Source organism: Paenibacillus sp. Mc5Re-14, from assembly GCF_001049835.1.
Classification (GTDB): Bacteria; Bacillota; Bacilli; order Paenibacillales; family Paenibacillaceae; genus Paenibacillus; species Paenibacillus polymyxa_C.
The window spans coordinates 1,489,932-1,514,606 of record NZ_CVPD01000001.1 but is presented as its reverse complement, the minus strand read 5'-3'; the positions used below and the strand labels follow the sequence as shown (position 1 = coordinate 1,514,606).

At 43.8% G+C, this 24,675-nt stretch carries 22 protein-coding genes and 1 riboswitch; of the genes, 16 read left to right on the top strand and 6 right to left on the bottom strand.

What is annotated here, in order from left to right:
* Positions 1-162: 162 nt before the first annotated feature.
* Complete coding sequence (locus BN1546_RS06860; protein WP_019686220.1) at positions 163-1,146, top strand: phosphotransferase; 984 nt, start codon at positions 163-165, stop codon at positions 1,144-1,146.
* Between the two features lie 198 nt (positions 1,147-1,344).
* A protein-coding gene (locus BN1546_RS06855; RefSeq protein ID WP_090736763.1) for an IS3 family transposase occupies positions 1,345-2,489 on the top strand; the annotation gives its coding sequence in 2 pieces (ribosomal slippage) (positions 1,345-1,618 and positions 1,618-2,489; 1,146 coding nt in all).
* A gap of 71 nt (positions 2,490-2,560) precedes the next feature.
* Here the strand turns inward: BN1546_RS06855 and BN1546_RS06850 are convergent.
* From BN1546_RS06850 to BN1546_RS06840, 3 genes are all read right to left on the bottom strand, one after another.
* Positions 2,561-4,063 (bottom strand): stalk domain-containing protein, encoded by a 1,503-nt coding sequence (locus tag BN1546_RS06850; protein WP_090736760.1) that lies wholly within the window; start codon positions 4,061-4,063, stop codon positions 2,561-2,563.
* Positions 4,064-4,288: 225 nt separating this feature from the next.
* On the bottom strand, positions 4,289-4,924 hold the full coding sequence (locus BN1546_RS06845; protein WP_090736758.1) for a cyclodeaminase/cyclohydrolase family protein: 636 nt from the start codon (positions 4,922-4,924) through the stop codon (positions 4,289-4,291).
* The gene (locus BN1546_RS06840) at positions 4,921-5,787 is read right to left on the bottom strand and encodes a bifunctional 5,10-methylenetetrahydrofolate dehydrogenase/5,10-methenyltetrahydrofolate cyclohydrolase (RefSeq protein WP_013369551.1); all 867 of its coding nucleotides are present in this window, start codon (positions 5,785-5,787) and stop codon (positions 4,921-4,923) included. Before BN1546_RS06840 ends, BN1546_RS06845 begins: the two co-directional genes overlap by 4 nt.
* 113 nt (positions 5,788-5,900) lie before the next feature.
* Positions 5,901-5,985, bottom strand: a riboswitch (ZMP/ZTP riboswitch).
* Between the two features lie 212 nt (positions 5,986-6,197).
* On the opposite strand from BN1546_RS06840, the gene BN1546_RS06835 reads away from it, so the two are divergent.
* The 8 genes from BN1546_RS06835 to BN1546_RS06800 all read left to right on the top strand — a co-directional run bounded on the left by BN1546_RS06835 (position 6,198) and on the right by BN1546_RS06800 (position 14,860).
* Complete coding sequence (locus BN1546_RS06835) at positions 6,198-7,259, top strand: Delta(5) desaturase DesA (protein ID WP_058828974.1); 1,062 nt, start codon at positions 6,198-6,200, stop codon at positions 7,257-7,259.
* Between the two features lie 60 nt (positions 7,260-7,319).
* Entirely contained in the window at positions 7,320-8,453 is a 1,134-nt protein-coding gene (locus BN1546_RS06830; protein ID WP_040102072.1) for a sensor histidine kinase, read from the top strand.
* Positions 8,450-9,049, top strand: coding sequence for a response regulator transcription factor (locus BN1546_RS06825; RefSeq protein ID WP_090736755.1), 600 nt, complete (start codon positions 8,450-8,452; stop codon positions 9,047-9,049). Before BN1546_RS06830 ends, BN1546_RS06825 begins: the two co-directional genes overlap by 4 nt.
* Positions 9,050-9,218: 169 nt before the next feature.
* The gene (locus tag BN1546_RS06820) at positions 9,219-9,839 is read left to right on the top strand and encodes a deoxynucleoside kinase (RefSeq protein WP_040102071.1); all 621 of its coding nucleotides are present in this window, start codon (positions 9,219-9,221) and stop codon (positions 9,837-9,839) included.
* The gene (locus BN1546_RS06815; RefSeq protein ID WP_040102070.1) at positions 9,839-10,480 is read left to right on the top strand and encodes a deoxynucleoside kinase; all 642 of its coding nucleotides are present in this window, start codon (positions 9,839-9,841) and stop codon (positions 10,478-10,480) included. Before BN1546_RS06820 ends, BN1546_RS06815 begins: the two co-directional genes overlap by 1 nt.
* Positions 10,481-10,671: 191 nt before the next feature.
* Entirely contained in the window at positions 10,672-11,673 is a 1,002-nt protein-coding gene (locus BN1546_RS06810) for a Gfo/Idh/MocA family protein (protein WP_090736752.1), read from the top strand.
* Between the two features lie 277 nt (positions 11,674-11,950).
* Entirely contained in the window at positions 11,951-13,387 is a 1,437-nt protein-coding gene (locus BN1546_RS06805) for a purple acid phosphatase family protein (protein ID WP_090736748.1), read from the top strand.
* 246 nt (positions 13,388-13,633) lie between these two features.
* Positions 13,634-14,860: an RtcB family protein gene (locus BN1546_RS06800; RefSeq protein WP_090736745.1), complete on the top strand. Its 1,227-nt coding sequence runs from the start codon at positions 13,634-13,636 to the stop codon at positions 14,858-14,860.
* Between the two features lie 148 nt (positions 14,861-15,008).
* On the opposite strand, the gene BN1546_RS06795 is transcribed toward BN1546_RS06800, so the two are convergent.
* Positions 15,009-15,899: a shikimate dehydrogenase gene (locus BN1546_RS06795; RefSeq protein WP_013369561.1), complete on the bottom strand. Its 891-nt coding sequence runs from the start codon at positions 15,897-15,899 to the stop codon at positions 15,009-15,011.
* A 27-nt stretch (positions 15,900-15,926) separates the two neighbouring features.
* Positions 15,927-17,117 carry an MFS transporter gene (locus tag BN1546_RS06790; protein WP_090736742.1) on the bottom strand — a complete coding sequence of 397 codons (1,191 nt, stop codon included), beginning with the start codon at positions 17,115-17,117 and terminating at the stop codon, positions 15,927-15,929.
* A 216-nt stretch (positions 17,118-17,333) separates the two neighbouring features.
* Here BN1546_RS06790 and BN1546_RS06785 point away from each other — a divergent pair, with 216 nt between their 5' ends.
* The 3 genes from BN1546_RS06785 (at position 17,334) to aroD (ending at position 20,505) form a co-directional block, all read left to right on the top strand.
* On the top strand, positions 17,334-18,245 hold the full coding sequence (locus BN1546_RS06785; RefSeq protein ID WP_040102064.1) for a LysR family transcriptional regulator: 912 nt from the start codon (positions 17,334-17,336) through the stop codon (positions 18,243-18,245).
* Positions 18,246-18,374: 129 nt separating this feature from the next.
* The gene (locus BN1546_RS06780) at positions 18,375-19,637 is read left to right on the top strand and encodes an MFS transporter (protein WP_090736738.1); all 1,263 of its coding nucleotides are present in this window, start codon (positions 18,375-18,377) and stop codon (positions 19,635-19,637) included.
* A 103-nt stretch (positions 19,638-19,740) separates the two neighbouring features.
* Positions 19,741-20,505 carry a type I 3-dehydroquinate dehydratase gene (gene aroD, locus BN1546_RS06775; RefSeq protein ID WP_090736736.1) on the top strand — a complete coding sequence of 255 codons (765 nt, stop codon included), beginning with the start codon at positions 19,741-19,743 and terminating at the stop codon, positions 20,503-20,505.
* Positions 20,506-20,605: 100 nt separating this feature from the next.
* Here the strand turns inward: aroD and BN1546_RS06770 are convergent, their stop codons facing one another.
* Positions 20,606-21,178 carry a shikimate kinase gene (locus BN1546_RS06770; RefSeq protein WP_090736733.1) on the bottom strand — a complete coding sequence of 191 codons (573 nt, stop codon included), beginning with the start codon at positions 21,176-21,178 and terminating at the stop codon, positions 20,606-20,608.
* 534 nt (positions 21,179-21,712) lie between these two features.
* Here BN1546_RS06770 and BN1546_RS06765 point away from each other — a divergent pair.
* The 3 genes from BN1546_RS06765 to BN1546_RS06755 all read left to right on the top strand — a co-directional run bounded on the left by BN1546_RS06765 (position 21,713) and on the right by BN1546_RS06755 (position 24,645).
* Complete coding sequence (locus BN1546_RS06765; RefSeq protein WP_013369567.1) at positions 21,713-22,405, top strand: pectate lyase; 693 nt, start codon at positions 21,713-21,715, stop codon at positions 22,403-22,405.
* A gap of 180 nt (positions 22,406-22,585) precedes the next feature.
* On the top strand, positions 22,586-23,590 hold the full coding sequence (locus tag BN1546_RS06760; protein ID WP_090736730.1) for an aminoglycoside phosphotransferase family protein: 1,005 nt from the start codon (positions 22,586-22,588) through the stop codon (positions 23,588-23,590).
* A 56-nt stretch (positions 23,591-23,646) separates the two neighbouring features.
* Positions 23,647-24,645, top strand: coding sequence for a glycosyltransferase (locus tag BN1546_RS06755; protein ID WP_090736727.1), 999 nt, complete (start codon positions 23,647-23,649; stop codon positions 24,643-24,645).
* Positions 24,646-24,675 lie beyond the last annotated feature (30 nt).

The following is a 24,675-nucleotide window of genomic DNA, read 5'->3' as shown; positions in this document are numbered from 1 at the left end:
GATTCACCTGGAATAAGCACTTCACTACACGGACAACAGACCGCGGTGAGGTGCTTTTTTTGTTGAATTACTGAATAACGAAAAATGACAACACAAAGTATAATAAGCAAATATGTGATCTTTCAAGGAGTAATATACGCAAATTAGAAAGGAGGGAGTCTATTGGAAACATTCTCAACAAATGAAATCATTCAGGCTGATCTAATGGAAACATTTCATCGATTTTTCGGTTTAAATATAATTGAATCTGTGCCCATCCAACGAGGGTGGTTAAATCTAAAATGGAAAATCGCCACGAACAATGGGACTTTTTTATTAAAACAATATAATAAACAAAGATATAAATATTATAATTTTGATGATCTTTTGAGGGCGTTTTCTCAACAAAAAAGATTGCACGGGCTTGGTCTGGCCTGTCCACGGTTATTAAATCATGAGGGGCAGGTTTTTATGGAATCTGAACGGAGAGAACGCTTCCTAGTGATGGAATTTTGTCCAGGTACACTGGTTGCACCAGGGAAGGCTAATGTTTACCAATTATATGAGCTAGGCAAGGCAACTGGAAAAATGCACTGCTTGTTAAACGACGGTACGCTTAGGAGCAAAAATACCCCGAAACTTGTGCTTTCCAGCCGTAAGGAACGTTTAGCACATTGGGATTCAGTATGGAAACAAGCGAAGGAAGCTGATAAAAAAGAGCTTTTGGCTGATATCGAAACCCAGCGTAAAGCAACAGAAATGGTTAATATCGAGATGATAGATGCACTTACGCCCGGTTGGGCCCATCGTGACCTTTGGGCGGACAATGTCCTGTTTAACAATGATATGCTCAGTGCAATTCTGGATTTTGATCGACTAGATTATGACTATCCACAGTTGGATATTGCCCGAGCAGTCATGTCTTTTGCTTGGGATAAGCAGTTAAAACTTCCCCTTGTTTCAGCATTTATGGCGGGGTACAGGGAAGAGCGTACGATGATAGAGGGAAGTTTAACAAGATCATTACAATGGCTGTGGTATATGGAAAGTGTTTGGTGGATCAACGTCAATATGGACGAACATTCTGTGCCTATCCGATTCGCTAAAGAAATGAACTGGCTTGCTAGAAATTATAAAGTTCTGCCTGACTTATTAGCAGATATGTAGAGCTTACAGAGATAGAAAACAAAGCGTCAAACAAAACGAGTAAGACTTCCTGCATACTATACGCAGTATATAGAAATAAAAGACCAGTCCAACATGAATCATGGGGACTGACCCCTTAACGTGAGACAAATCAAAACACCTTCAAGAGAATGCAACCATGTCGTAAGATATGGAGACAACCTTGGAGGTGTTTTTTCGTTGGCAACAAGAGTCAGTTATCCATTAGAAGTTAAAATGAAGGCGATTGAAATGAGAATGGCTGGTATACCAGTCAAAGAAATCATGGAGCAATTAAACATACGAAACAAGACACAAGTGGAAACTTGGATGAGATGGTACCATAGTGGCGAGCAAAACCGTTTAGAGCAGCCTGTAGGTAAACAATACAGCTACGGCAAAGGACCCGAATACACTTCGGAATTAGAGAAGGTCCAAGCTGAGAACAGGTTTTTGAGACAACAACTAGAGTTGCTAAAAAAGTACAGGGTACTGGAGAGGAGGTATCGTCAAAGATCGTAATGGAGTGGATAGAGTCGATCCGAGGGGAAGTGAGTGTGAAGCAAGCTTGTGTATGGATAGGAATCTCTCGCGCCACGTACTATCGCTGGAAGGCGGAGTATGCGAGCAAACTTGAGGACCACTTGGTAGAGAAAATCCGCGAACTCTGTATCCAGCATAAATATCGTTATGGATACCGGAAAATCACCGCCTTGCTTCGGAGGGAGTATACAGTAAACCACAAACGCGTGCAACGGATTATGCAGCGTGAAGGGCTGCAATGTCGTGTCAAAGCGAAGAAACGGAAACCCACTGGGCAACCCATTCATATCGCGGAGCATCTACTAAAGCGACAGTTTGAAGCAGATACGCCTATGCAAAAACTTGTAACGGACATTACGTATTTTCCATTTGGAGGAAGAATGTTGTATCTGTCGAGTATTTTAGACTTGTTTAACGGAGAGATTGTGGCATACAGTATAGCTGACAAGCAGGACACCGCATTTGTGCTCGATACCCTTCGTCAGTTGCCATCTCTACCAGGTGCAATACTTCATAGCGATCAAGGCAGCGTCTACACATCCTTGGCCTACCAGGAAGCTGTAAAAGGAAAAGGCATTACCATGAGCATGTCCCGTAAGGGAACGCCTGCTGATAATGCCCCCATCGAATCGTTTCATTCCACACTAAAGTCTGAAACGTTCTACCTCGAAGGTTTAACCTGTACGACGACGGCAATCGTCGAGCAGACCGTTCGAGAGTACATCCTTTACTATAACTCAATTCGCATTCAAACAAAACTAAACAACCAGTCGCCGGTTCATTTCCGACAACTGGCTGCTTAAACTTGGAAGGTGTTTTGATCCCTGTCTCACAAACGGGGGTCAGTCCCATGTTCGGACTGGTCTTTTATTTACTACTTCGTCGTAATTACGATAGTATCTTCTTTTTGTATCCAATCTACCTTGGCTCCCAGTGTTTCGCTGATGAGCCTCAATGGAAGATAACCAATACCGTTCACCATGAAGGGCGGATTGGTGAGTTCTACAGATTTACCGTTCACTTTTGTTTGGCTGGTTTTGAAATTTATTTCTAGAGAGACGGGATGGTCTCCTGCCTTGGACTGATTCATTTTCGCTATTTTGCTGTTGTAATCATATGTGACCTCTGCTCCTAGTTTGTCAAATACGGAGCGGAGGGGAATAAATGCCTGGCCGTTGCGGGTAATCACACCGTTACTTAGAGGGACAGGTGTACCATTGAGACGGACGAGAATCGGCTTTTGCACAGGAACTGGCGTACTATAAAGAAATTCATAGTCGCCTATACCGAGTTGCGCGTGTTTGTTAACGCCCCACCCCCACAGGTCGCCGTTTGTTTTTTGCATGATGATGTGCCGTGGGCCTGCTTTGATGCTTTGAATATTTTTGGCAAGTAATGTAAAAGAGGCGTTGGATGTTAACTTTTCACCATCAAGAGATGCAACATATACATTACCAGCAGTGGTTAGAGCAAGGATGGATCGTTCAACGAAAAAGGCGTCTTTAACATCCTTTACTTCTGTTAGCAGTACAGGAGTATTATCGTTGTGATAGGTTGTATTATCTAAGGCACCTGTAACGGTAGCCCCCCAGAACCATAGCCGACCTTGCTGATCAATGGCGAGATTGGAATACCTATTGGCCTTGATTGTCTTGATGCCTGATAAGGCATGAATTTGCGATACGGATAGAGTTTCGGACGGAGCTACATTTTTATCAAATTCTTTGGGCCACGTCCACACGGTACCATCCTTTTTTAAAGCTATGTTTTTAGCAATTGCCGTAATATCCTTTAATGATGAAATAGGTTCGAAGCTCTGCAATGCTTTTGTGTTTTTCCATACACTGCCGTCTTTTCTTAGGAATATCCAGCGCTCCTCATTATCCGGTCTTTCCTCATAGTAACTATCTATATGGGCAACCTCGTCGATGCCAGACAGGGGTTGAAAACGACTAAAGATATTTTTATCTCCGAGTTGATCAGCTGAAAATACATTCCCTTCGTTGCTAAGAGCGAGCATATGATCACTCAAACTACTTACAGTTGCGAGGTTCTGTAGTCCTTCCAGAGGAACAAATTTCACGGATTCAGAAATATTGTTTCTAGGCACATACCAAGCAGAGTGGTCTTGCAAGGTAAATACTAGATCGCCTTCGTTGATAATATTAGAGAATGTTTTTACAACGTTCGGCTTGCCCTCTATACGAGTCGGTACGGATTGATTATAGCCCCACAGCCACAAGCTTCCATCGGATTGAATCAGACTTCCGGAATCATAGGAGCGAATATGGGATGTGGAATCATCTCCGGCCGCCCATACACTGGGACTGAGCAGCAATAACGTGATTATACTGAGTAATAGAGTACGTCTTTTCATACGATTTTCCTCATTTCTTGATCAATGTGTATAAGAGAAAAAATGTTCTTAAAGAATATCTCTTATCCATAGACGAAGAAAGTATAGAAAAGTTTTCCATAAGTAATAAATTGCAATAAAATAACCTCCAAACCCAACGATTAAAGATGGGTTTGGAGGTTATTTGTAATCACCAAATAGGCAGAATATTTTGGTTATTACAACTTGCGCACAGTTATAAGCTGATTAATTAGCAATTCGACTGCGCACAGTCAATAAGGTTTGCTCTTTAATTTGTCCGATTTCACGGAGGAGTACGGCTGTTTTGGCTTCGTAGGATTGTTTGACATCCAAGTCCTTGAGCGAGGCAAGGTTAATATCAATGGTAAGCAGGGCCGATTGAGCGGCTGCTTCAAACAAAATCGCGCCGATGCCCAGATCAGAGATCACATTTTTATTGGATATTTCCACAATGTTGTAGGCTTGTGATAGTCCGTCCCGGCATACTTCCAGCAGGCGCATAGGGACCTCAATGGCAGCAATCACCGCTGTTTGTAAGGAATGGGTACGGTGGCGCTTTTCTTCGTCTGTTTCTTTGGGCAAACGCAACGCGGTCATGTACTGTTCAAAGGATTGGATGTCTGCGGCCATCAGTTCCTCACAATGTGTAGACAATCTTTCCATACTGCTAATGACTTGCGCGATTTGTTCACGGAAGTGCGCGTATTTCTCCCCTTGTGAAAGGTTGGCGGTCATGGAGGTCATAGCTGCGCCTAGTGCCGCAGCCAGCGCGGATACACTTCCTCCGCCGGGGGTAGGCGCTGCACTTGCAGCTTCTTTCAGAAAATGTGCGATGGACTGATTCCACGACAGTTCACTCATGAATAAACCACCTCTCTGGAGTAATGTTGCAGACGTATCGCTTTGAGCAAGTTTTTGTACAAAATGGCAGTCGTTAAGGTACCCACACCGCCGGGAACGGGAGAAATGGCATGTACCTTTTCTACAACGTCCGGAGCAGCGTCACCCACGATTTTTCCCTCCAGCGTCTCATTAATTCCTGCATCCACGAGAATCAAACCTGGATGCACCATATCCTGCGTAATCACATCAGGGCATCCAACTGCGACGAAGGCAATGTCTGCATGGTTCAGATGCTCTGCAATATCACGTGTACCTGCATGACAGGCGGTGACGGTGGCATTTTCTCTTTGCAGCATGTGGAAAAGGGGAAGTCCCACCGTCTGCCCAATGCCCACGAGCGTGACATTTTTGCCTGCCAAGGAGTGGCCGTAATGCTTCAACAGTTCAATACAGGCTTGAGGTGTAGCGGGGTACAGCCCTGCGTCACCCGTAACGGTAGCCAGCTTGTTATCAGGTGTAATTCCATCAATATCCTTGTAGGGGGCGATGGATTGTTTAATAACGGAGGCGGAAAGATGTTGAGGAAGCGGGAGTTCCAGCATAATGCCATGTACATGGGATGCATCATTTAGGGTGCCGATCAGGTGCAGAAGCTCGGCTTCGCTTACATGACGATTAAAAGTATGGAGATGAAATGAGATGCCCAGCTTCTCTGCTATTTTTTGCTTGGTCCGTGCATAGTATGCAGATGCCGGATCACCTTCTACCAACAGGGTTGCCAGATGGGGACGGTGTCCTTGCTGTTTCATTTGCTCTACTTGGGAACGGATCGTTGCATACACTTGCTCAGCTGCTTCTTTGGATTTCATAATAATAGCCATAGTCCGAGCCTCCTCTGAATTTATCGCATAATAGAATCAACAGGGTGTCATGGTCTTAAAAAACGAAAAAAAGTATTTGCACAAGGTCGTCAAGACAGACGAATCCTCTGCAAATACTTCTCCCAGGCGAACGGTACGCTTTGTTTGTATGCTCCCTCGTGGTTGATTCCACTGACTTCGCCAGTCACATACAGCGTTATATATCTTACATTTTAACAAAAAAACAGCAGAAAGGAAACCCGCGAACATTTGGCAAACAGGTTTGGTTAATTGTCTATATGACAAATGTCATATGCCCGAACTGACGTTTATGACTACAGCAGATCCAGCGGTCTCCTTATACTGAGCTTAGATCAACATGTACGCCTGACAGGATCAAGGTATGGGCTGCATTTTAAAGGAGGATCATAATGGGTATGACACAACTCCCGTTAGCTCAATTGAAAAAAAATATGGCTCCCTACGAGAAAATAAACACGAAATCCAGCGTTCTGCAACTTATCAATACCTTGGGACCGCTAATCCTATTGTGGTATGCCGCTTATCTTAGCCTGGCGGTTTCTTACTGGATTACGCTTCCAATTACCATTATTGCGGCAGGGTTTGTGGTACGGACGTTTATTATCTTTCATGATTGTGGTCATCAATCTTTTTTCAAAAGTCGCAAGCTGAACGATATTGTGGGAACGATTACAGGGATTATTACGCTCTGCCCTTATCACCAATGGAAAAATAGTCACGCGATCCACCATGCAACCAGCAGTAATCTGGATAAAAGAGGCACAGGTGATATGTGGGTGCTCACGGTAGAAGAGTACACAGCGGCTTCCACATGGACACGGATGGCCTATCGTATATATCGAAATCCTTGGGTTATGTTCGGGCTAGGTCCGATCTATACTTTTTTGATTTCCTATCGGTTTAATGTCAAGACAGCCAAACGTAAGGAAAAAATAAACACTTATGTGACGAATATATCCATCGTTGCATTGTATGCACTGTTATGCTGGGCTATTGGCTGGCAGGCATTCCTTCTGGTACAGACGCCTATCTTTTTTGTTTCTGGTATGTTGGGAATCTGGCTGTTCTATGTGCAACATCAGTTTGAGGATTCGTATTTTGAGCATGATGAAGAGTGGAGTTATATTAATGCGGCCGTAGAAGGCAGTTCTTACTACAAGCTCCCTAAAGTATTGCAATGGATTACGGGCAATATTGGTTTTCATCACGTTCATCACCTGAGCCCGAAAGTACCAAATTACAATTTGGAGAAAGCTCATGAAGCCACACCGTTGCTGCAAAAGGCGACCACGATCACAGTGAGTAGCAGTCTGCAATCTTTGAAATTCCGACTGTGGGATGAAAGTACCAAAACCTTTCTGACCTTTAAACAAGTAAAGCCGCTGCTTAGCAAACGTGTTGGCGCTTCAAAACCCATCCCCACACCTGTTGTAGGCACGGATAGAAAATAGACGTTGTACGGAAATTGGTATGTTAAGATAGGGATATCTAAAGTAGAAAGGGGTGGCAGGATGCAAAAGTGGTATCAGATTTTCCAAAGAAATACGGGACTTAGCCCTTATGTGTGGGTCGTCTTTTACATCCTGCCCTTTTACTATTTTAGCTCTTCATCTACAAGTCATATTATTCTGGGCACCGCGATTATTTTGGTGTTTTTTGCTTGTTATGTACTGGCTTTTGTCTCCCAGGGCTGGCTCATATATTTTTGGACCAGTGTGCAGATTGCTATATCGATTACGATGACGCTGCTATTTAGCTATATGTATTTTTCCATATTTATCGCTTATCTGATCGGTAATATTAAAAGTAAGGCTGCATTTACGACCCTGTATATTATTTTAATGGTTATTACGATTGGATTAATCAATTATGGGTTTGTTTCTCAGAATCCTGTTTTTATTAAGCAGATTCCTTTTATCTTGCTCAATCTGATCGGTGTGATCCTCCTTCCGATTACAAATTTTAATCGCAACAAGAGTGATCGGCTTCAGGTCCAATTAGAGGATGCCAATAAGAAAATATCGGAATTGATCAAGCTGGAGGAACGGCAAAGAATCGCGCGTGACCTGCACGATACCTTGGGTCAGAAGCTGTCACTCATTGGGCTGAAGAGTGATTTGGCAGGCAAGCTACTGGACCAGTACCCGGAACGGGCTCATGTCGAAATTAACGATGTTCGTCTCACGGCAAGAAGTGCGTTAAAAGAAGTACGGGAAATGGTTACTCAAATGCGCGGCATGAGACTAGAGGATGAACTGCTACGTATTCGGCAAATTTTAAAGGCTGCTCACATCGAACTGACCTTGGAGGGCGACCCGAAGCTGGAGCATACGTCATTAATGAATGAAAATGTGCTGAGCATGTGTATGAAGGAAGCCGTAACCAATGTAGTGAAGCACAGTGGAGCTACCGCTTGCTCCATCACCATTGAGCCGTCTCGTAAGGAATTGACCCTGCGGATTCAGGATAATGGAGTTGGTATTATGGGAGAAAATGCAGTCTTTCGGGGACATGGTCTGCAAGGCATGAAGGAAAGGCTCGAATTCGTGAACGGATGTATGGAACTGCGTTCCGATCAGGGAACGACCCTGGTCATTAAGGTGCCCAACATCACTGAAAAGCCGAATGAGGAGGTGGGGCCATGATTCGAATCGTTATTGCAGAAGACCAGCGTATGTTGCTGGGTGCTCTAGCCTCCCTGTTGGACTTGGAAGAAGACATGAAAGTAGTCGGAAAAGCAAGCAACGGGGAAGAAGCTATAGAACTGGTGAAGCAACATCAGCCAGACATATGCATTATGGACATCGAAATGCCGATAAAAAGCGGATTGGATGCGGCAGAGGAACTCAGAGGCTTGAATTGCAAGGTGCTTATTTTAACAACGTTTGCTCGCCCCGGGTATTTTGAACGAGCGATTAAGGCGGGTACACACGGTTATTTACTCAAGGACAGTCCCAGCGAAGAACTGGCATCCTCCATTCGCAGTATTATGGCAGGCCGACGTATTTACGCTCCAGAACTGGTTGATGATGCTTATGCCGAGGTCAACCCGCTAACGGAGCGTGAAAAGACCGTGTTGGCGCTTATTGCTGACGGAAAGAACACCAAAGAGATTGCTGGTGAACTGTATTTAACAACAGGGACGGTGCGTAATTATATTTCAGTCATTCTCGATAAGCTGGGTGTCAGCAACCGAATTGAGGCGATTACACGTTTTAATGAAAAAGGTTGGTTCAAATGAGAGACAGGCAAAAATATTAAGCAGAACAGGGACGCTATGAAGCCAAGCGTAGCTGCTCTGTTTTTTTGTTTTATCCATAGATTTGCTATGCCTCTAGCGTACTTCCTTGTGATACAATAGGATAGTTGTCCATAGGATGGACCTGGAGTACAAGGAGGAGCAGAACCGCATGAAACAAGCCCCATTTATAGCCGTTGAAGGGCCGATTGGAGCAGGTAAGACAACGTTGGCTTCGATGCTTTCAACCGAGCTACAATTGCCGATGATCAAAGAGATTGTCGAGGAAAACCCGTTTCTCGATAAATTCTATCAAAATATAGATGAGTGGAGCTTTCAGTTGGAAATGTTCTTTCTCTGCAATCGGTATAAGCAGCTAGAGGATACTGGTCTGCAATACATCGAGAAAGCCCAGCCTGTAATTTCAGATTACCATATCTATAAAAATCTGATTTTTGCTGAACGTACGCTTAAGGGTGTGAAGCTCGAAAAATATCGCCAAATCTATCATTTGCTCACAGATGACATGCCCAAGCCTGACATTATCGTTTATATTAGAGCAGATTTGGATACCTTGCTGGGCAGAATTCGTAAGCGCGGACGCTCCTTTGAACAGGAGATGGACCCTGCCTATCTGGAGCAATTGATTACGGATTATGATAAAGGCATTCAGTTTCTCGCCGAACAGTCACCTGCCCCTCGTATATTGACCGTAAACGGGAATGAAATTGATTTTGTAGAAAACCAGGCACAATTTGAACAAATTGTTTCCGATGTAAAGGAGCTTATATAGTGAATAATTACAACATTCCTGCAAATGCCCTGATTACGGTAGCGGGTACGGTGGGTGTAGGTAAGTCTACGTTAACGGGCGCTTTGGCCAGTCGTCTTGGTTTTAAAACCTCGTTAGAGCAAGTTGATCATAATCCGTATCTGGAGAAGTTTTACCACGATTTCGAAAGATGGAGCTTTCATCTACAGATCTATTTTCTCGCGGAACGCTTCAAGGAGCAAAAGAACATTTTCTTGTCTGGTGGAGGTTTTGTGCAGGATCGTTCCATTTATGAGGACACAGGCATTTTTGCGAAAATGCATGCCGATCAGGGAACAATGAACTCTACCGATTATGAAACATATACTAGCCTATTTGAGGCGATGGTCATGACCCCGTTTTTTCCACACCCTGATGTGCTGATCTATCTGGAAGGCAGCCTGCCCTCCATACTGAGTCGGATCGAAGAACGCGGCCGCGAAATGGAGATTCAGACCGAGCGATCCTACTGGGAGCAAATGCATCGCAGATATTCCGATTGGATCAACGATTTTGATGCCTGTCCTGTACTGCGTCTCAACATTGATGAGTACGATGTACACGACCCTGCTTCCATGGATGCCATTTTGGCAGAAGTGGGCAAGGTGATCTCCAAAAAGTAGAGATATAACCTCAAAAAGCATACAAGGACTGTGGTACAATCAGTATAAATTAAGCTGATAGACCGCAGTCCTTTTTAATATGTGGAAGCATGGGAGATGACAAGCGGTATAGTGGACAAGTCTTGGCTGGAATGCGAGAATAGGAACATATATTAATTGTAATGACTCACGGGAAAGGATGGGATACTGTGATGCGTTTTGGTATCGTTGGAACCAATTGGATAACGGAAAGATTTATTCAAGCTGCGATAGAGACAGACGAATTTTCCCTGACCGCGGTGTACTCACGAACAGAGGAGAAGGGACAAGCCTTTGCTGCCAAATATAACAGCCGGCCGAAGGTTTTTACAGATCTGGCACAAATGGCTGCAAGTGATCAGGTGGATGCCGTATATATTGCCAGTCCCAATTCCTTACATGCGGAGCAAGCGATCTTATGTATGAACCATGGAAAGCATGTGCTGTGTGAGAAGCCTTTTGCTTCTAATGCAGCAGAGGTGCAGAGCATGATCGAAGCCGCGCGCAACAATGATGTTCTGTTGATGGAGGCTGTTAAATCCACGCTTATGCCCAACTTTAAAATTATAAAGGATCATATGTATAAAATAGGCCGGGTTCGGCGTTATTTTGCAAGCTACTGTCAATACTCTTCACGCTTTGATGCTTTTAAGCAGGGCAAGGTGCTGAATGCCTTTAATCCGGCTTTTTCGAATGGTTCCTTGATGGATCTGGGAGTGTATTGTTTGTATCCAATGGTGGCATTGTTCGGCAAACCGGATGAGATCCGGGCGGTGGGTGTACTGTTATCCTCTGGTGTCGACGGCGAGGGCAGTATTGTGATGAAGTATCCGGATATGGATGCTATCGTTATGCATTCCAAAATTACAGATTCCTATTTGCCTGCCGAAATTCAGGGTGAGTATGGAACGATGGTGATCGACAAAATCAGCCAGCCCTATGAGGTGAAAATTCATTATCGGGACGGCACGATTGAGGATTTGACCAAGGCTCAGACGCGTGAGCCCATGTATTATGAAATTCAGGAATTTATTGATCTGATCAAGAGTGGGGAACGCAACAGTTCCATTAACTCTTTGGAGTGTTCGCTGACAGTCGCTGAAGTGATGGAGGAGGCAAGACAACAATTTGGTCTTCGTTATGAAGCGGATTTGAAAAATACCTCTGCACATTAGTTGGCTAGTGATTTAACAAAACCCTTACTAGCTTTCCAAGACTCCGCGACTGCTTCTTATATGGGGGCAGTCTAGTTTTATGTGTCAAGAGTACCTAGAACATGAATAAGGCCTACCGGTTTCGCAAATTTTGCAAACATGCGGTAGGCCTTTTTTGGTTTATATACCTAACCTCATTTTTACAAAGCACTACATCTCAGCAAATAACGTATTAACAATTGATTGTTATGATCATATTTATAACTTTTACATATTAACTGCACAGAGGAGTGTACACATGTTTAAGAAGTTTCAAAAGTGGTCAGCAACATCTATGTCTGTTGCTCTTGCGCTAGGTTTGATTACGGGCTTGTCAGCCTTACCTGTTCATGCTGAGTCACCAGTGAACACAGATCAAGGTATTAGTAAAGTTACAGCTACATTTTATGGAGACACCAAAGCCTCCAAAGGATTTACCTGGTATACTTCAAAGCTTTTCACGAAGAGCACTGTTCAAGTAACCAAGAAAACGGCTTCTGAAGCTGATTTTACGAATGCTCTTACATTTGAAGGCACTTCCTCTCCATCGACCAATTCTCCAGAAGAGCTTGTCCATAAAGCTGTAGCTACAGGTCTTCAAGCGGACACAGCTTATTATTATCGTGTGGGTGATGCAGCGCGCGGGATATGGAGCGAAACAGGTACGTTTCAAATGGCTCCTAAGAACGGTGAATTTACCTTCATTGATTTAGCTGATACACAAGCGAAAAGCGAAGATGAAGCCATATTGTCCTCACAGACGCTCGAAAAAGCACTTCAAACCGTAAATAATGCTCAGTTTGTAGTTCACAACGGAGATATCGTAGATACCGGTACCAAAGAAGAGCAGTGGAACTGGTTGTTGGGACATTCACAAAAAAGTCTTTTGAATACAACCATTGTTCCTTCAGCAGGTAATCACGAGGATGAGAACTACGCTTTTTATGATCACTTTAATATTAATCAACCAGCGGGTTCTGCTACTAAAACGGGAGCGTACTACTCCTTTGATTACAGCAATGCTCACTTTATTGTATTGAACTCCAATGAGGACTCAGAGAAATATGCCAATTTTTCTGAAGATCAAGTTGAATGGTTAAAGAAAGATGCTGCGGCAGCCAAAAAGGCAGGTGCAAAGTGGATCATTGTTAATATTCACAAAGGTCCCTACACTACCTCTAACCATGCAACAGATGCTGACATCATGGATAACAATGGAGTTCGTAACCAAATCGCTCCACTCATGGACAAACTTGATATCGACTTTGTCGTGCAGGGGCATGATCATATTTATGCTCGGACGAAACCAATCAACCAAGAGGGTAAAGCAACAACGCCAACCAAATTAAAAGATAGATTAAATGAAAAGACGATTGAATATAGTGTGAATCCGGATGGAAGTATCTATGTCATCCCAGCAACTGCTGGCCCTAAAGTTTACTACAAGAACCCGAGTGAAAAGCTTGGAGATAAGTACTATAACCTCTTTGAATTAGCTGAAGAGAATCATGCGGCAGTATATGGCCCAGATCCGAGTGACAATCGTAGACCTGTACGAGGACAGGTACAGAATTTTGTTGGCATCACTGTCGACGAAAATAAACTTACAGCCGTAACGTACGAAATTGATCAAAGCAAAAATGATGCCAAACCTTTTATTGTGGATCAATTCGGAATCATCAAAAAATATCAGTAAAATTGATTAATGGTTTCTAAATGATCATAAAAGGATATCCTACAGTCTGTTTGGCTGCATGGATATCCTTTTTCATTTTCTTAGGGACTTTCTTATAGAGACGTCTGATGTTGTGCTTGTAATACTTACGCCCTGTTCGGAAGCGGGTAAACCGTACATAATGCTATTAAGAGATCCAAAGTTTAAAAATAGAATGCTCAATTTTACATATAGAAATTTTCTTGCAAAATATGGAGGGATAAAACGATGGCTTATCAAGAAATCAATGGAGTACGCGTATGGGGAGCACCTGATCCGGGGGCATTATCTCAAGCCCGCACATGTGCCGAAAATGGTAATGTGATTCAGGCGCTACTGATGGCAGATCATCATAAAGGCTACAGTCAGCCCATTGGCGGTGTGATGGTGTATGACGGACAAATTTCACCTTCAGGTGTAGGGTATGATATCGGCTGCGGAAATAAGGCGGTAAGAACCAAGCTGTTTGCCGCAGACATTATGCCGCGTATTTCAACCGTGATGGATGAGATTGCACGTCAGATTTCATTTGGCGTAGGTCGTGTGAATGAGATTCAGGTGGACCATGAGCTGTTTGATGACCCGGATTGGGCGGTATATGCAGCGATTGGGAAGCAAGAGCATGACAAACTGAAGTCCTTGGCGAGAGAACAGCTGGGTACAGTAGGAAGTGGCAATCATTTTGTTGATGTATTTGTAGAGGAAGCGACAGGACAGGTCTGGATTGCCAATCATTTCGGCAGCCGGGGCTTTGGGCATAAAACAGCAAGCGGGTTTCTAAATTTGGCCGCAGGACAGGAGTTTCTCGGAAAGGCGCCGGGAGAACATATGGATCAGCCGCCTGTACTACTGGATATGAACAGTGAGCTGGGGGATATGTACTATCGTGCAATGCGCCTTGCCGGACGTTATGCTTATGCAGGACGTGACCATGTGATAGAACAAGTGCTTGGTATTATGGGGACCGAAGCGGACTTTACGGTGCATAATCACCATAATTACGCGTGGAAAGAACAGCATGATGGACGCGACACCATTGTGGTCCGCAAAGGCGCAACCCCCTCGGCCCCTGGTCAAGTGGGCTTTATTGGAGGAAGCATGGGGGATATCTCGGTGATTGTGCGTGGGAAAGATTCGGTAGAAAATCGGGATTCCTACTATAGTACAGTCCATGGCGCAGGTCGTATTATGAGTCGTACCCAGGCAGCCGGTAAAATGAATTGGAAAACCCGTACGCGTAGCGGTGGTCAGATTACGGACCTACAGATGAAGGAGGCTGTTCGAAACTACGGTGTCGAGCTGCGCGGAGCAGGTACAGACGAAAGCCCGTTCGTCTACCGCAAACTGCGTGAGGTGCTGGACGCTCATTCCGAGACTGTTGAAGTTATGCATGTGCTGAAGCCAATCGGGGTATGCATGGCTGGGGCCAATGAGTTTGACCCATATAAGGATTAATGAAAAGAGAAGGAAGAATGGTGTGTACCCATAAAAAAGACGATGCCCGGCAGAAGTTTCATTCGCTGAGCATCGTCTTTAAAGTACATATATGCATATATAATAGAAGGAACTCATGGCTTGATGTGCTTGTTAGCAGCTCTAAATCTTACAGTTGATCAGCAAAAAGCTGTTCTTTAATATAAGCGACAGGCATTTCTTGCCCTGTCCATAATTCGAAGGCAAGTGCGCCCTGCCACAGCATCATGCCCAGACCGTTAATGGCGGTTGCACCTACGGACTCAGCTTGTTCCATCAGCTTGGATTTAGCTGGGCTGTACACTACATCGGTCACGATCAGGTCGGAACGAAGCATGGACACATCCTCAATGACACTTTTGCCTTCCAGCGGTTTCATACCCACACCTGTACCATTAGCGAAAATATGACTTGTAAGAATCTCTTCACGCAGCTTCTCCTGATCCTCTAATGCATAGATGTTCGCCTTGACTTGAGCATGTTTCATCTCTTCATTAATAATACGAACATTCTCTTCCGCCCGGGCAAAGAACTGGTCATTACGAGCGAAAATTGAAATTTCAGCAAGACCAGCTCGAGCGGCTTCAATAGCAATCGGTGTTGCAGCACCGCCTGAGCCGACGAGTGTCATTTTCTTACCTTTCAGATCAATGCCGTGCTCCTGCAAGTTGCGAACATAACCAGATCCATCTGTACTGTAGCCTTTCAGCTTACCATCCGTATTCACGACAGTGTTGACGGCACCTGTAAATTTAGCGCTGTCGTCCAGCTCGTCAAGGTACTGTAAGATGGCTGTTTTGTTGGGCATGGACACGTTGTAGCCGCGTATGTTTAGAGCGCGCATCCCCCGTACTACTTCTTCAAGTTGTTCATTGCCTACTTCAAAGGCCATATATGCGTTGTTTAGCCCCAGTTTCTCAAACGCAAGATTATGCATAGCCGGGGACAAAGAGTGTCCGATCGGTGTAGCTAGCAGTCCGATTAATTGTGTTCTTCCGTCAATACGTCCAGCGTTTTTCATAATAAGCCTCCAAGTGATCTGTGTAGTTTAATGAAACACTTTTTTATATCGATAAGCAACAAACACGGCCAGCAAAATACTGACTACGGCAATCGCAATATCTAGAATGAATACCGAGGTAATTCCCAGACTTTTGGACATGCTCCCGGTAGCTAAAGGCATCAGGATGAACGATAGGCTGGCTGCTATGTTTACGAGAGAAGTCGTAGTTCCTTTGTTCTTGCGGAAAAATTCCGTCATGACCGTAAGGGCAATTTGGAAGATACCCGCAGTAGACAAGCCGATTAAGAATGAACTGATCAAGGTAGCGACAGGATTGTGCCATACAATTAAAGCGAGCAAAGAAAGCAGGGCAATAAGCGGATACACAATCATGACGGTAATAGGCTTAATGAATCTACCAAGTACCACAGCCAACAAAATAACGGAAACTAGTGAACCTATACTATAGTAGCTAAGCAGCTTAATAGCGCTGGCTTTGTCCATGCCAAGAGCTTCTTGTCCAAAGGTAGGAAGCCATAGCTGCACGATCATGAACAATACAGTTGAAGTAAAACCGATAATAATCAGAGAAAAGCCTTCTTGCCAAAACTTAGGCTCGCTGTGGAACGAATCCGTTGATTGACCAGCCTCGGCTGGAGCCTTTTGTTCCTCTGCTTTGTGGTTGGGGAAAGCGGTCATCGACAAGAAAATTCCGTTCAGCAGATAAATTCCTGCTGGAATAAAGAAGGAATATCCATAGAACATATCGTGATTAATAAAAAATGCAATCATGAACGGAATAACAATGGCACCGATCGAGATGGATGCTTTGACCAGGACGGTTGCAGACCCGGCTTTTTTTCCGAACCCTTCAATGAGTGCGGGATAAGTCCCCGCATCCATCATTGAGTTGCAGAGCCCTGCGATAATGGCAAACACGAATGCCAACGTGTAGTTAGGTGCAAGCGGAATACCGATTAGGAAGATTAAATAAGCAAATGATGCAATAACAATGAGTGGTTTCCTTCCATATTTATCTGACATTTTTCCGGCTACTCCGAGAGCGAGCAGTTTACCAATTCCAATCGCTGACACCAGATAGCCGATGGCTGCTTTATCCGTGTTCAATTGCACGGTCAGAAAGCTCATATTCGACGAGAGAATAACATTAATCATACCCAGAAGAAAATAGTTGATATAAAGCCCTGTTGCCATTCTGATATAAGGATTTTTCATAAGTGTAACTCCCAACTTAAATTTTAGATCAATGGCCTAGATAGGCATCGTCCAGGTCTATTAAAGTACGCCCACAAACAAGTGAAAATATTCACATAATGTCTATGTTTTAATTATATAAGGGGTGTTATTATAAATCCAATGCATATTTTTATCGTTTTTCATAGTTTAAATCTATAATTTAAAATATGAATTAAAGAGGGAGTGTACATTCTTATGAATCTGAAGCACTTACAATATTTTCGTGTACTTGCAGAGCTGGAGCATTTTACCCAGGCAGCTGCGCGGCTATGTATCACTCAACCCAGTTTAAGTCATGCGATTTCAGAATTAGAAAAGGATTTGGGTGTTCATCTGTTTGAAAAGCAGGGGAGAAATATTCGACTAAACAAATACGGGCGATTTTTTCTGAAATATGTGGAGCACGCGATGGATGAATTGGAAAAGGGGGAGCATAACTTACGGGAATTAGTGAGTCCAAGCCATGGGAATATAGATTTGGCGTTCATTTACACGTTAGGTTCACACTTCATTCCAGCAATAATCCAAGCTTTTTCAGCTCAAGATGCCCGTAAAGACATTTCCTTTTCGTTTCACCAAGGGAATACGAACGATATTATTCAAGGTCTGAAGCAGGAACACTATGACGTGGCGTTCTGCTCTCACGTGGAAAATGAACCAGAAGTGGAGTTTATTCCGCTGGCTCAGCAGGAACTGGTGGTCATTGTTTCCCCTGATCATCCGCTGGCTTCTCTGGACCAAATTGATCTTAAGGATACAGTGGATTACCCGGTGATCTTCTTCAACAAAAAGAGTGGGGTTCGGCCCATTATTGAAAATTTGTTCGCCAAGGCAGGCGTTACGCCACAGATTATTTGCGAGATTGAAGAAGATACGGCAATGGCAGGACTGGTGTCTATCAATTACGGGATCGGAGTTATGCCTCGCATTTCATCGTTAGATTATTTTAACGTCAAAACATTGCCTATTGTAAATCCAGAATACGAGCGTTTTATCTATCTAGCCAGCATTAAAAATAGATACTTATCCCCGGCAGTAGTAGAGTTTCGGAACTTTGCCCTAAGTTATGGCAAGGAGTTTTATCTGAAAACGCATCAGCGTGTCTAAGCCGGAGTCTCGCAATTTTTAAACTTGATAAATTTTAAATTGTGTTCTATACTTCATCATCGACACAAGCAATGTGAAATGATTCACGTTTTGATACTACAAGACTTACTTACAATAGCAGGTGAATTCATGATGAAACGTTCTTCTATTCCAGTGGCGACAGGTCTTTATGTGAACTATCTTTTGTTCGGCATGTTTAATATTATGCTGGCGTCACACATGTCCTTTTTAACAGAGCATTTGCATACAGATCAGGCAGGCATCAGTCTCTTGGTTTCCGCGATGGGGTTTGGCAGACTGTTTACGCTGTATATATCCGGAGTGCTCTCCGACCGCTATGGTCGCAAACCGTTTATTGTGGCCGCAGGGCTGCTGATGGCCGTATTCTTGGTCGGTATACCGCTGAGTCCCACCTTTGAGATGGCGATGGTACTGGCTGTGCTGGCAGGTGTAGCGAATTCTTTTCTTGATTCAGGTACTTATCCAGCTCTGATCGAGGCTTTTCCCCAATCCTCTGGTTCGGCTACAGTGTTGGTGAGAGGTTTTATATCCATTGGGGCGGCATTTTTACCGCTAATGATTATCTTTTTTATGAATCACGATATTTTTTACGGGTTCTCTTTCTTTATACCAGCACTGATATTTGCATTGAATGCGATCTACTTGTTCAGAATGAAGTTTCCAGACATGCGCGTACAGCCCGCCAAGGGGCAAAGTGGCGGTACTTCTGTTTCTAGCGCCAAGCAGACGGGGAATTTAAAGGCAAATGATCCGAGTAAACCGCGGTTTTGGCAGGAAGGTGTGTGTCTTATCTTGCTTGGATTTACAGGACCTACCTTGCTGTATATTGTGCAGTTATGGCTGCCTACTTTTGGGCAACAGTTTATCGGCATGACGGAATCAGAGTCTCTCAGGCTATTAGTTTATTACAATATGGGTTCGCTGGTTTCCGTGTTTGTATTGGTCATTGTATTGAGAAAATGGGTTAAACCTGTTCATATCATCCTTATTTATCCTTGCATTTCCTTGTTGGCTTTTGGAGCGCTTCTTCTTTTCAAATCTGGGGCTGCCGCCATTATCTGTGCGAGTGTCATCGGGTTTTCAATATCGGGTGTACTTCAGCTGACGTTAACCGTAATGAGTGAATTTTTTAGTCAACGAAAAGGACAGATTACCGGGTTTATTTATACCGCAACTTCGCTGTCCTATACGCTCATTCCCGTGTTTACAGGCTTTCTTTTGAAGCATTCTCAGATTTCCAGTGTGTTTATGCTGGCTATTATCGTGAATGTACTTGGAATCGCACTGGCGGTATTTGTTAATTTTCGCTACAGTGCCGTTTTTCCTGCAAAACGAGAATTGTCTCCTCAAATCGTACTGGATACGAAATAACTAGCGACTGAACCTAATCGTCTGCATGCTTATTCATAATGCGTTATACTATGAATTATTGTGAATGTTCGACTTAAAACTGTAATTGGGGAGTGAGATAGATATGGGAAAAATCGTAAAGATAAAAGATGTACGGATCGGTGAAGGAGCGCCTAAAATATGTGTTCCCATGGTGGGAGAAACGTTGGAGCAGTTGAAGGAAGAGGCTACCCATTTACGAACACTCGACCTGGATATCGTAGAGTGGAGAGTCGATTTTTTCGAGCATGTGGAAGATCTGGAAAAGGTAAAGGCTGCCTTACATGAAATTCGGTCTATTTTAGCCAATATTCCACTCGTATTTACGTTCCGTAGCGCCCGAGAAGGTGGAGAAAAGGAAATCAGTGCGGCAAGTTATGTGGAATTGAATCGTACAATAGCCGCAACGGGGCAAGTCGAACTTATTGATGTAGAGCTTTTTAATGAGGAAGCTGATGTGAAGACACTGGTAGAAGCAGCACACAAGCAAAACGTATATGTGATCATTTCTAACCATGATTTCCGAAAGACACCATCGAAAGAGGAAATTGTGTCCCGGTTGCGTAAGGCACAGGAATTGGGCGGCGATCTGCCTAAAATAGCGGTGATGCCAACCAATACAGCCGATGTACTGACCTTGCTGGACGCCACACGCACCATGGCAGAAGAGTATGCGGATCGGCCGATTATCACGATGTCGATGGCGGGAAAAGGTGTCGTGAGCCGTCTGACCGGAGAACTCTTTGGTTCAGCGTTGACTTTTGGTGCTGCTAAGAAAGCTTCCGCGCCGGGACAGATTCCTGTCACTGAACTGAGAGAAATATTGCAGGTGCTGCATAGCCATTCTTAAAAGACGCAGGTATTGCTCGCTAGTGAGCAAGTTATCCGCAATGAACACAAAAGGAGGACCCCAAGCGATAAGCATGCTGGGGCCCTCCTTTTTGTAACGCTTAATTCAATCCCCGAGTAGATTCGTACAATTCCCAACCCAGATTCAGCGTTTGAATAATATAGTCTGCGACTTCTTCCGCATCTAACTGATCGGTATCGATCTTGGAGTGATTCACCGCGTAAATGTCCTGTCTGGAACGGAAAAGATTTTCAATTTCCTCCAGCGTCTTGTTTTGCAGATTAGGGCGGGTGTCAATCAGCATCTTGAGCCGATCTTTCCAGGAATCCCAATTTAAATCCAAGAAGAACACAATGGAGGAAGCCAAACAAGCCTGCTTCACCTCTTCCTGTAAAAACGCACCACCGCCAACAGAAATGATTTTGAGGCGTGTATTGCTGCACAACTTCAAAATATGTTCTTTTTCAATCTCGCGGAAACGCTTCTCTCCGTAAGTTTTGAAAATTTCTGTTGTAGGCATGTTGTACTCTTGTTCAATCTCCTGATCAATATCGACAAAATCGCGATACAGTTTGCGCGCTAGATGGGAACCGATCGTTGTTTTGCCTACGCCCATAAAGCCGATGAGCACAATATTTTGTTCTTTTAATGGAATCTCACTATTGTTTTGCACGATAACCACTCTTTTCTCACCAGTAATGTTGAGATGTAACGCTTCAAAGCACTAAATACATTATACGTTCATCAATCGTGTCATTCAATAGTATAGAGCACATCAGCAATGAGGTATACGATAAAAGAGGCAAACGAAACTAGGTATTCAAGTATTATTTAATGCGTAAATTGAAGAATAACAAACTTGTACAAGTATAAAAGAGGCAATTTTGTGTACTTAATTGAAAAAAAGGACATATTTTGCCGAAAAACGTATTGAAATTATTGGAAGTAGGAATATAATAGAATTATGCAAATTGTAAATGTAATCGCTCTATTTACAATTTGTGATTGATTGAATTTATAATAATGGAGCTACTTTGAACCAAAAACCAAGTATACATATGCAAATAGTTAAATATCACTTTACGGACATGTGTCGGTCAATGGGTTCATTGTACGAAGGTGGTGATACGGTCTACGCGCTTGCGCTCTAGTCAACGGAGAATTGGAGATAAGAATAAAAAACAATCTACGAGAGGGATGAATTGAAATGAAAACAAACACAGCTAAAGTATTGAAAAAGGGAATGAGTATTGCTTTATCCGGTATGTTGATCGCATTATTTGTCGGCAATTATTCTGCTCATGCAGCTCCAGAGGTCGTTCATAAGACCATACTTGTAAAAGCCGGAGAAGTATACGATGGTAAAGGCAAGACCGTAGTGGCTGACCCCGATACCTTGGGAGATGGAAGCCAAAAAGAGGCTCAAAAGCCTATCTTCAAGCTTGAAAATAATGCAACGCTGAAAAATGTGATCATCGCCGCGCCTGCTGCGGATGGTGTGCATGTATATGGCAATGGCACCATTTCCAACGTAACGTGGGAGGATGTCGGTGAAGATGCATTGACGCTTAAAGAACCAGGCACAGTGAATATTACAGGCGGTGGAGCATACCATGCATATGATAAAGTGTTCCAAATCAATGCCGAAGGCACAATTAACATTAAAAACTTTAGAGCCGATGATATCGGTAAGCTGGTTCGCCAACTTGGGGGCTCTACTTTTAGAGTGAATATGACTTTGGATAACTCGGATATTTCCAACGTGAAGGATTCGATCCTGAGATCCGACGGTCCTAACAGCAAAGCTAAAATTACGAATACTCGTTATCATAATGTAAAACAATTGTTCAAAGGCTTTAAATCTAGCAACACGAGCGAGTCCGGCAATACTAAATACTAATCGTTAGCGTAGGATAGGAGTACGGATAGGAAAAGGGGCTGTCCAACGGGTCGTATGATCTGATAGGACAAGCCCCTTTTTGGTACGTTGAGTTACCCAAAAGATGATCTGGGCTTCGTTCAGAACAAGGACTATGTTATGATCGTGCTATTACATTTATACAAAAGAAGTTGGGTGGCTATGAATCTATTTCATCAATATGTGAATGTAGACGGTACTTTGAATGATACGCTGGTGCGCGATCGTGAAATTTTATATACAGGTACGAATGGCCGGCATGTGGAACGTTTTTACGTGTCCTCCTCTGAAAGTTATATATTTAAACCACTAACCAATGACGATCAGAAGGGGCACGAGAGATGGGTGTACGAGCATGTGCTTCCCGCATTACCACCCATCTATCCCCAATTGCTAGCTTGGTCTGATGCAGACGCAGATGACGGAGGAGAATGGATGGTATTTGAGGACCTTGGTCCGTTACATCATGTTCACGCAGACAAAACCCTATTGGAAGCTGTAGGACTTGTTGCAAGGTGGCATGCTTTGCCACTGGATTATTTTGCAGGAATGCCATTGCGGGGACCGAAGCCGCTCATTCAGGAGATGGTTTCTGAACTGCACATACGCAAGCCAGATATATTAGAGCTTTGCAGCTCACTCGGTTTTTCCAAGCAACACATGCAGCGTATTTATGTACAACTGGAGCATCTATCTTTTTCACACCAGCTTGTACTGTCTCATGGTGATCTTCATCCGGGGAACTATGCGCTGAGTGGGGAACGGTTAAGGGTATTGGATTGGGAGCATGCTCATCTAAACACACCGCTGTGGGATGTATATCACCTGATCGACATGTCCCATCCGTTATTCCCCCGACACATGACGTCTGAATTGCGTATTCGTATGCTAGACACCTATCTGGAACAGCTGGAGCTGTTGGGGATACAGGTAGATCGAACGGCATTTATACAGGAATATGGTATGTTTGCTGTGGTATTTTCGCTTTGGATGCTATTGCTAATCACAAGTGATTTGCAAAGGATTGAAACGGAGCTGCATAGAAATAGCAACAAATGGTCAAAAGAGCAATTAGAGTCCCAATTGGATGAAACGTTAGCTTGTTTAAACCAATGTATAGCGATGATGGATTGGGAACAAGCCCAACCATGTAAGCAGTGGTTTTAGTGGGCTTAAGGCATAGATTCTATATAGTTAGCCAAAGAAGGTAGGGAAATAAATCCATGAAAAAAGTCGGTTTAGTCATGAGAAAAATACAATTTGCTGAAGCGCAGGGTCCTCGTATTTTTGCAGAACGTCTGAAGCAGATTGGATTGGAACTGGGGGTGGATATCGTATTTGTATCACCGGAGCGCCATGTAAGCAGTCATGACTGGCTTCCGGGCTATGAACACGAAAAGGGTGACCTGGTCAATTATGACATCGTACTGGATCAACTGCACGAGCAGCAGATTGAGCACGTTATTTATACGGTATCTGGCTTTACCTATTTGAATATGTTTTTTAAAAACAGCGTGCTTTTTCCACATAGTTTTCCAGACCCGGCACTGACAGGCTATGAGATGATGAAGCCTTTTTATCAGATCGTGGACAAGGCTATCGTACAGACTGCCTTTCTCAAGCAGGAGATGGCCTCGAAGTTTGGCGTAACCGATGTGACAGTCATCCCGATCGGATTTAATGAGCGGTTGGTGGAAAAGCATTTTGATCCCTCACAAGTGGTGGAGAACCGGGTGATGTGGATTGGTAGAGATGAAGAGAATCGGCGTCCGGATCTGGTACTGGAGTATGCGCGGCATAATCCTGATAAGGATGTCTATATGGTATTTGGCGGTGAACGCTACAAGGAAAGCATGAAGAAGTACGACATCCCGGACAATGTAAAACTTCAATTTGCGCTAACGCAAGACGAGGTGTTTGCACTGATGAACACGGCGAAGGTGTATTGGAGCTGCTCCAAATTCGACACGTTCGCGATGCCGCTGACCGAAGCGCTCGCTATGGGTAAAATCGTCGTGAAGCCAGAGCATCCTTGCTATGGACATATCAGCTCTACGCATTCTTTTTCAGGGAATGAGAAAAACTGGTTTGAGCTGGTCAATATGGCTGCGGCTTCACCTCGCCGGGTTTCTACAGAAAACCAGACATACGCCATGGAACAGTTTTCAAGTCAGGTGATGAAGCAGGGATATAGGGATTTTTTCGATGGTTGGTTAAGCTGAACGCCGAGACAAAATACTGTGGTTGTAATA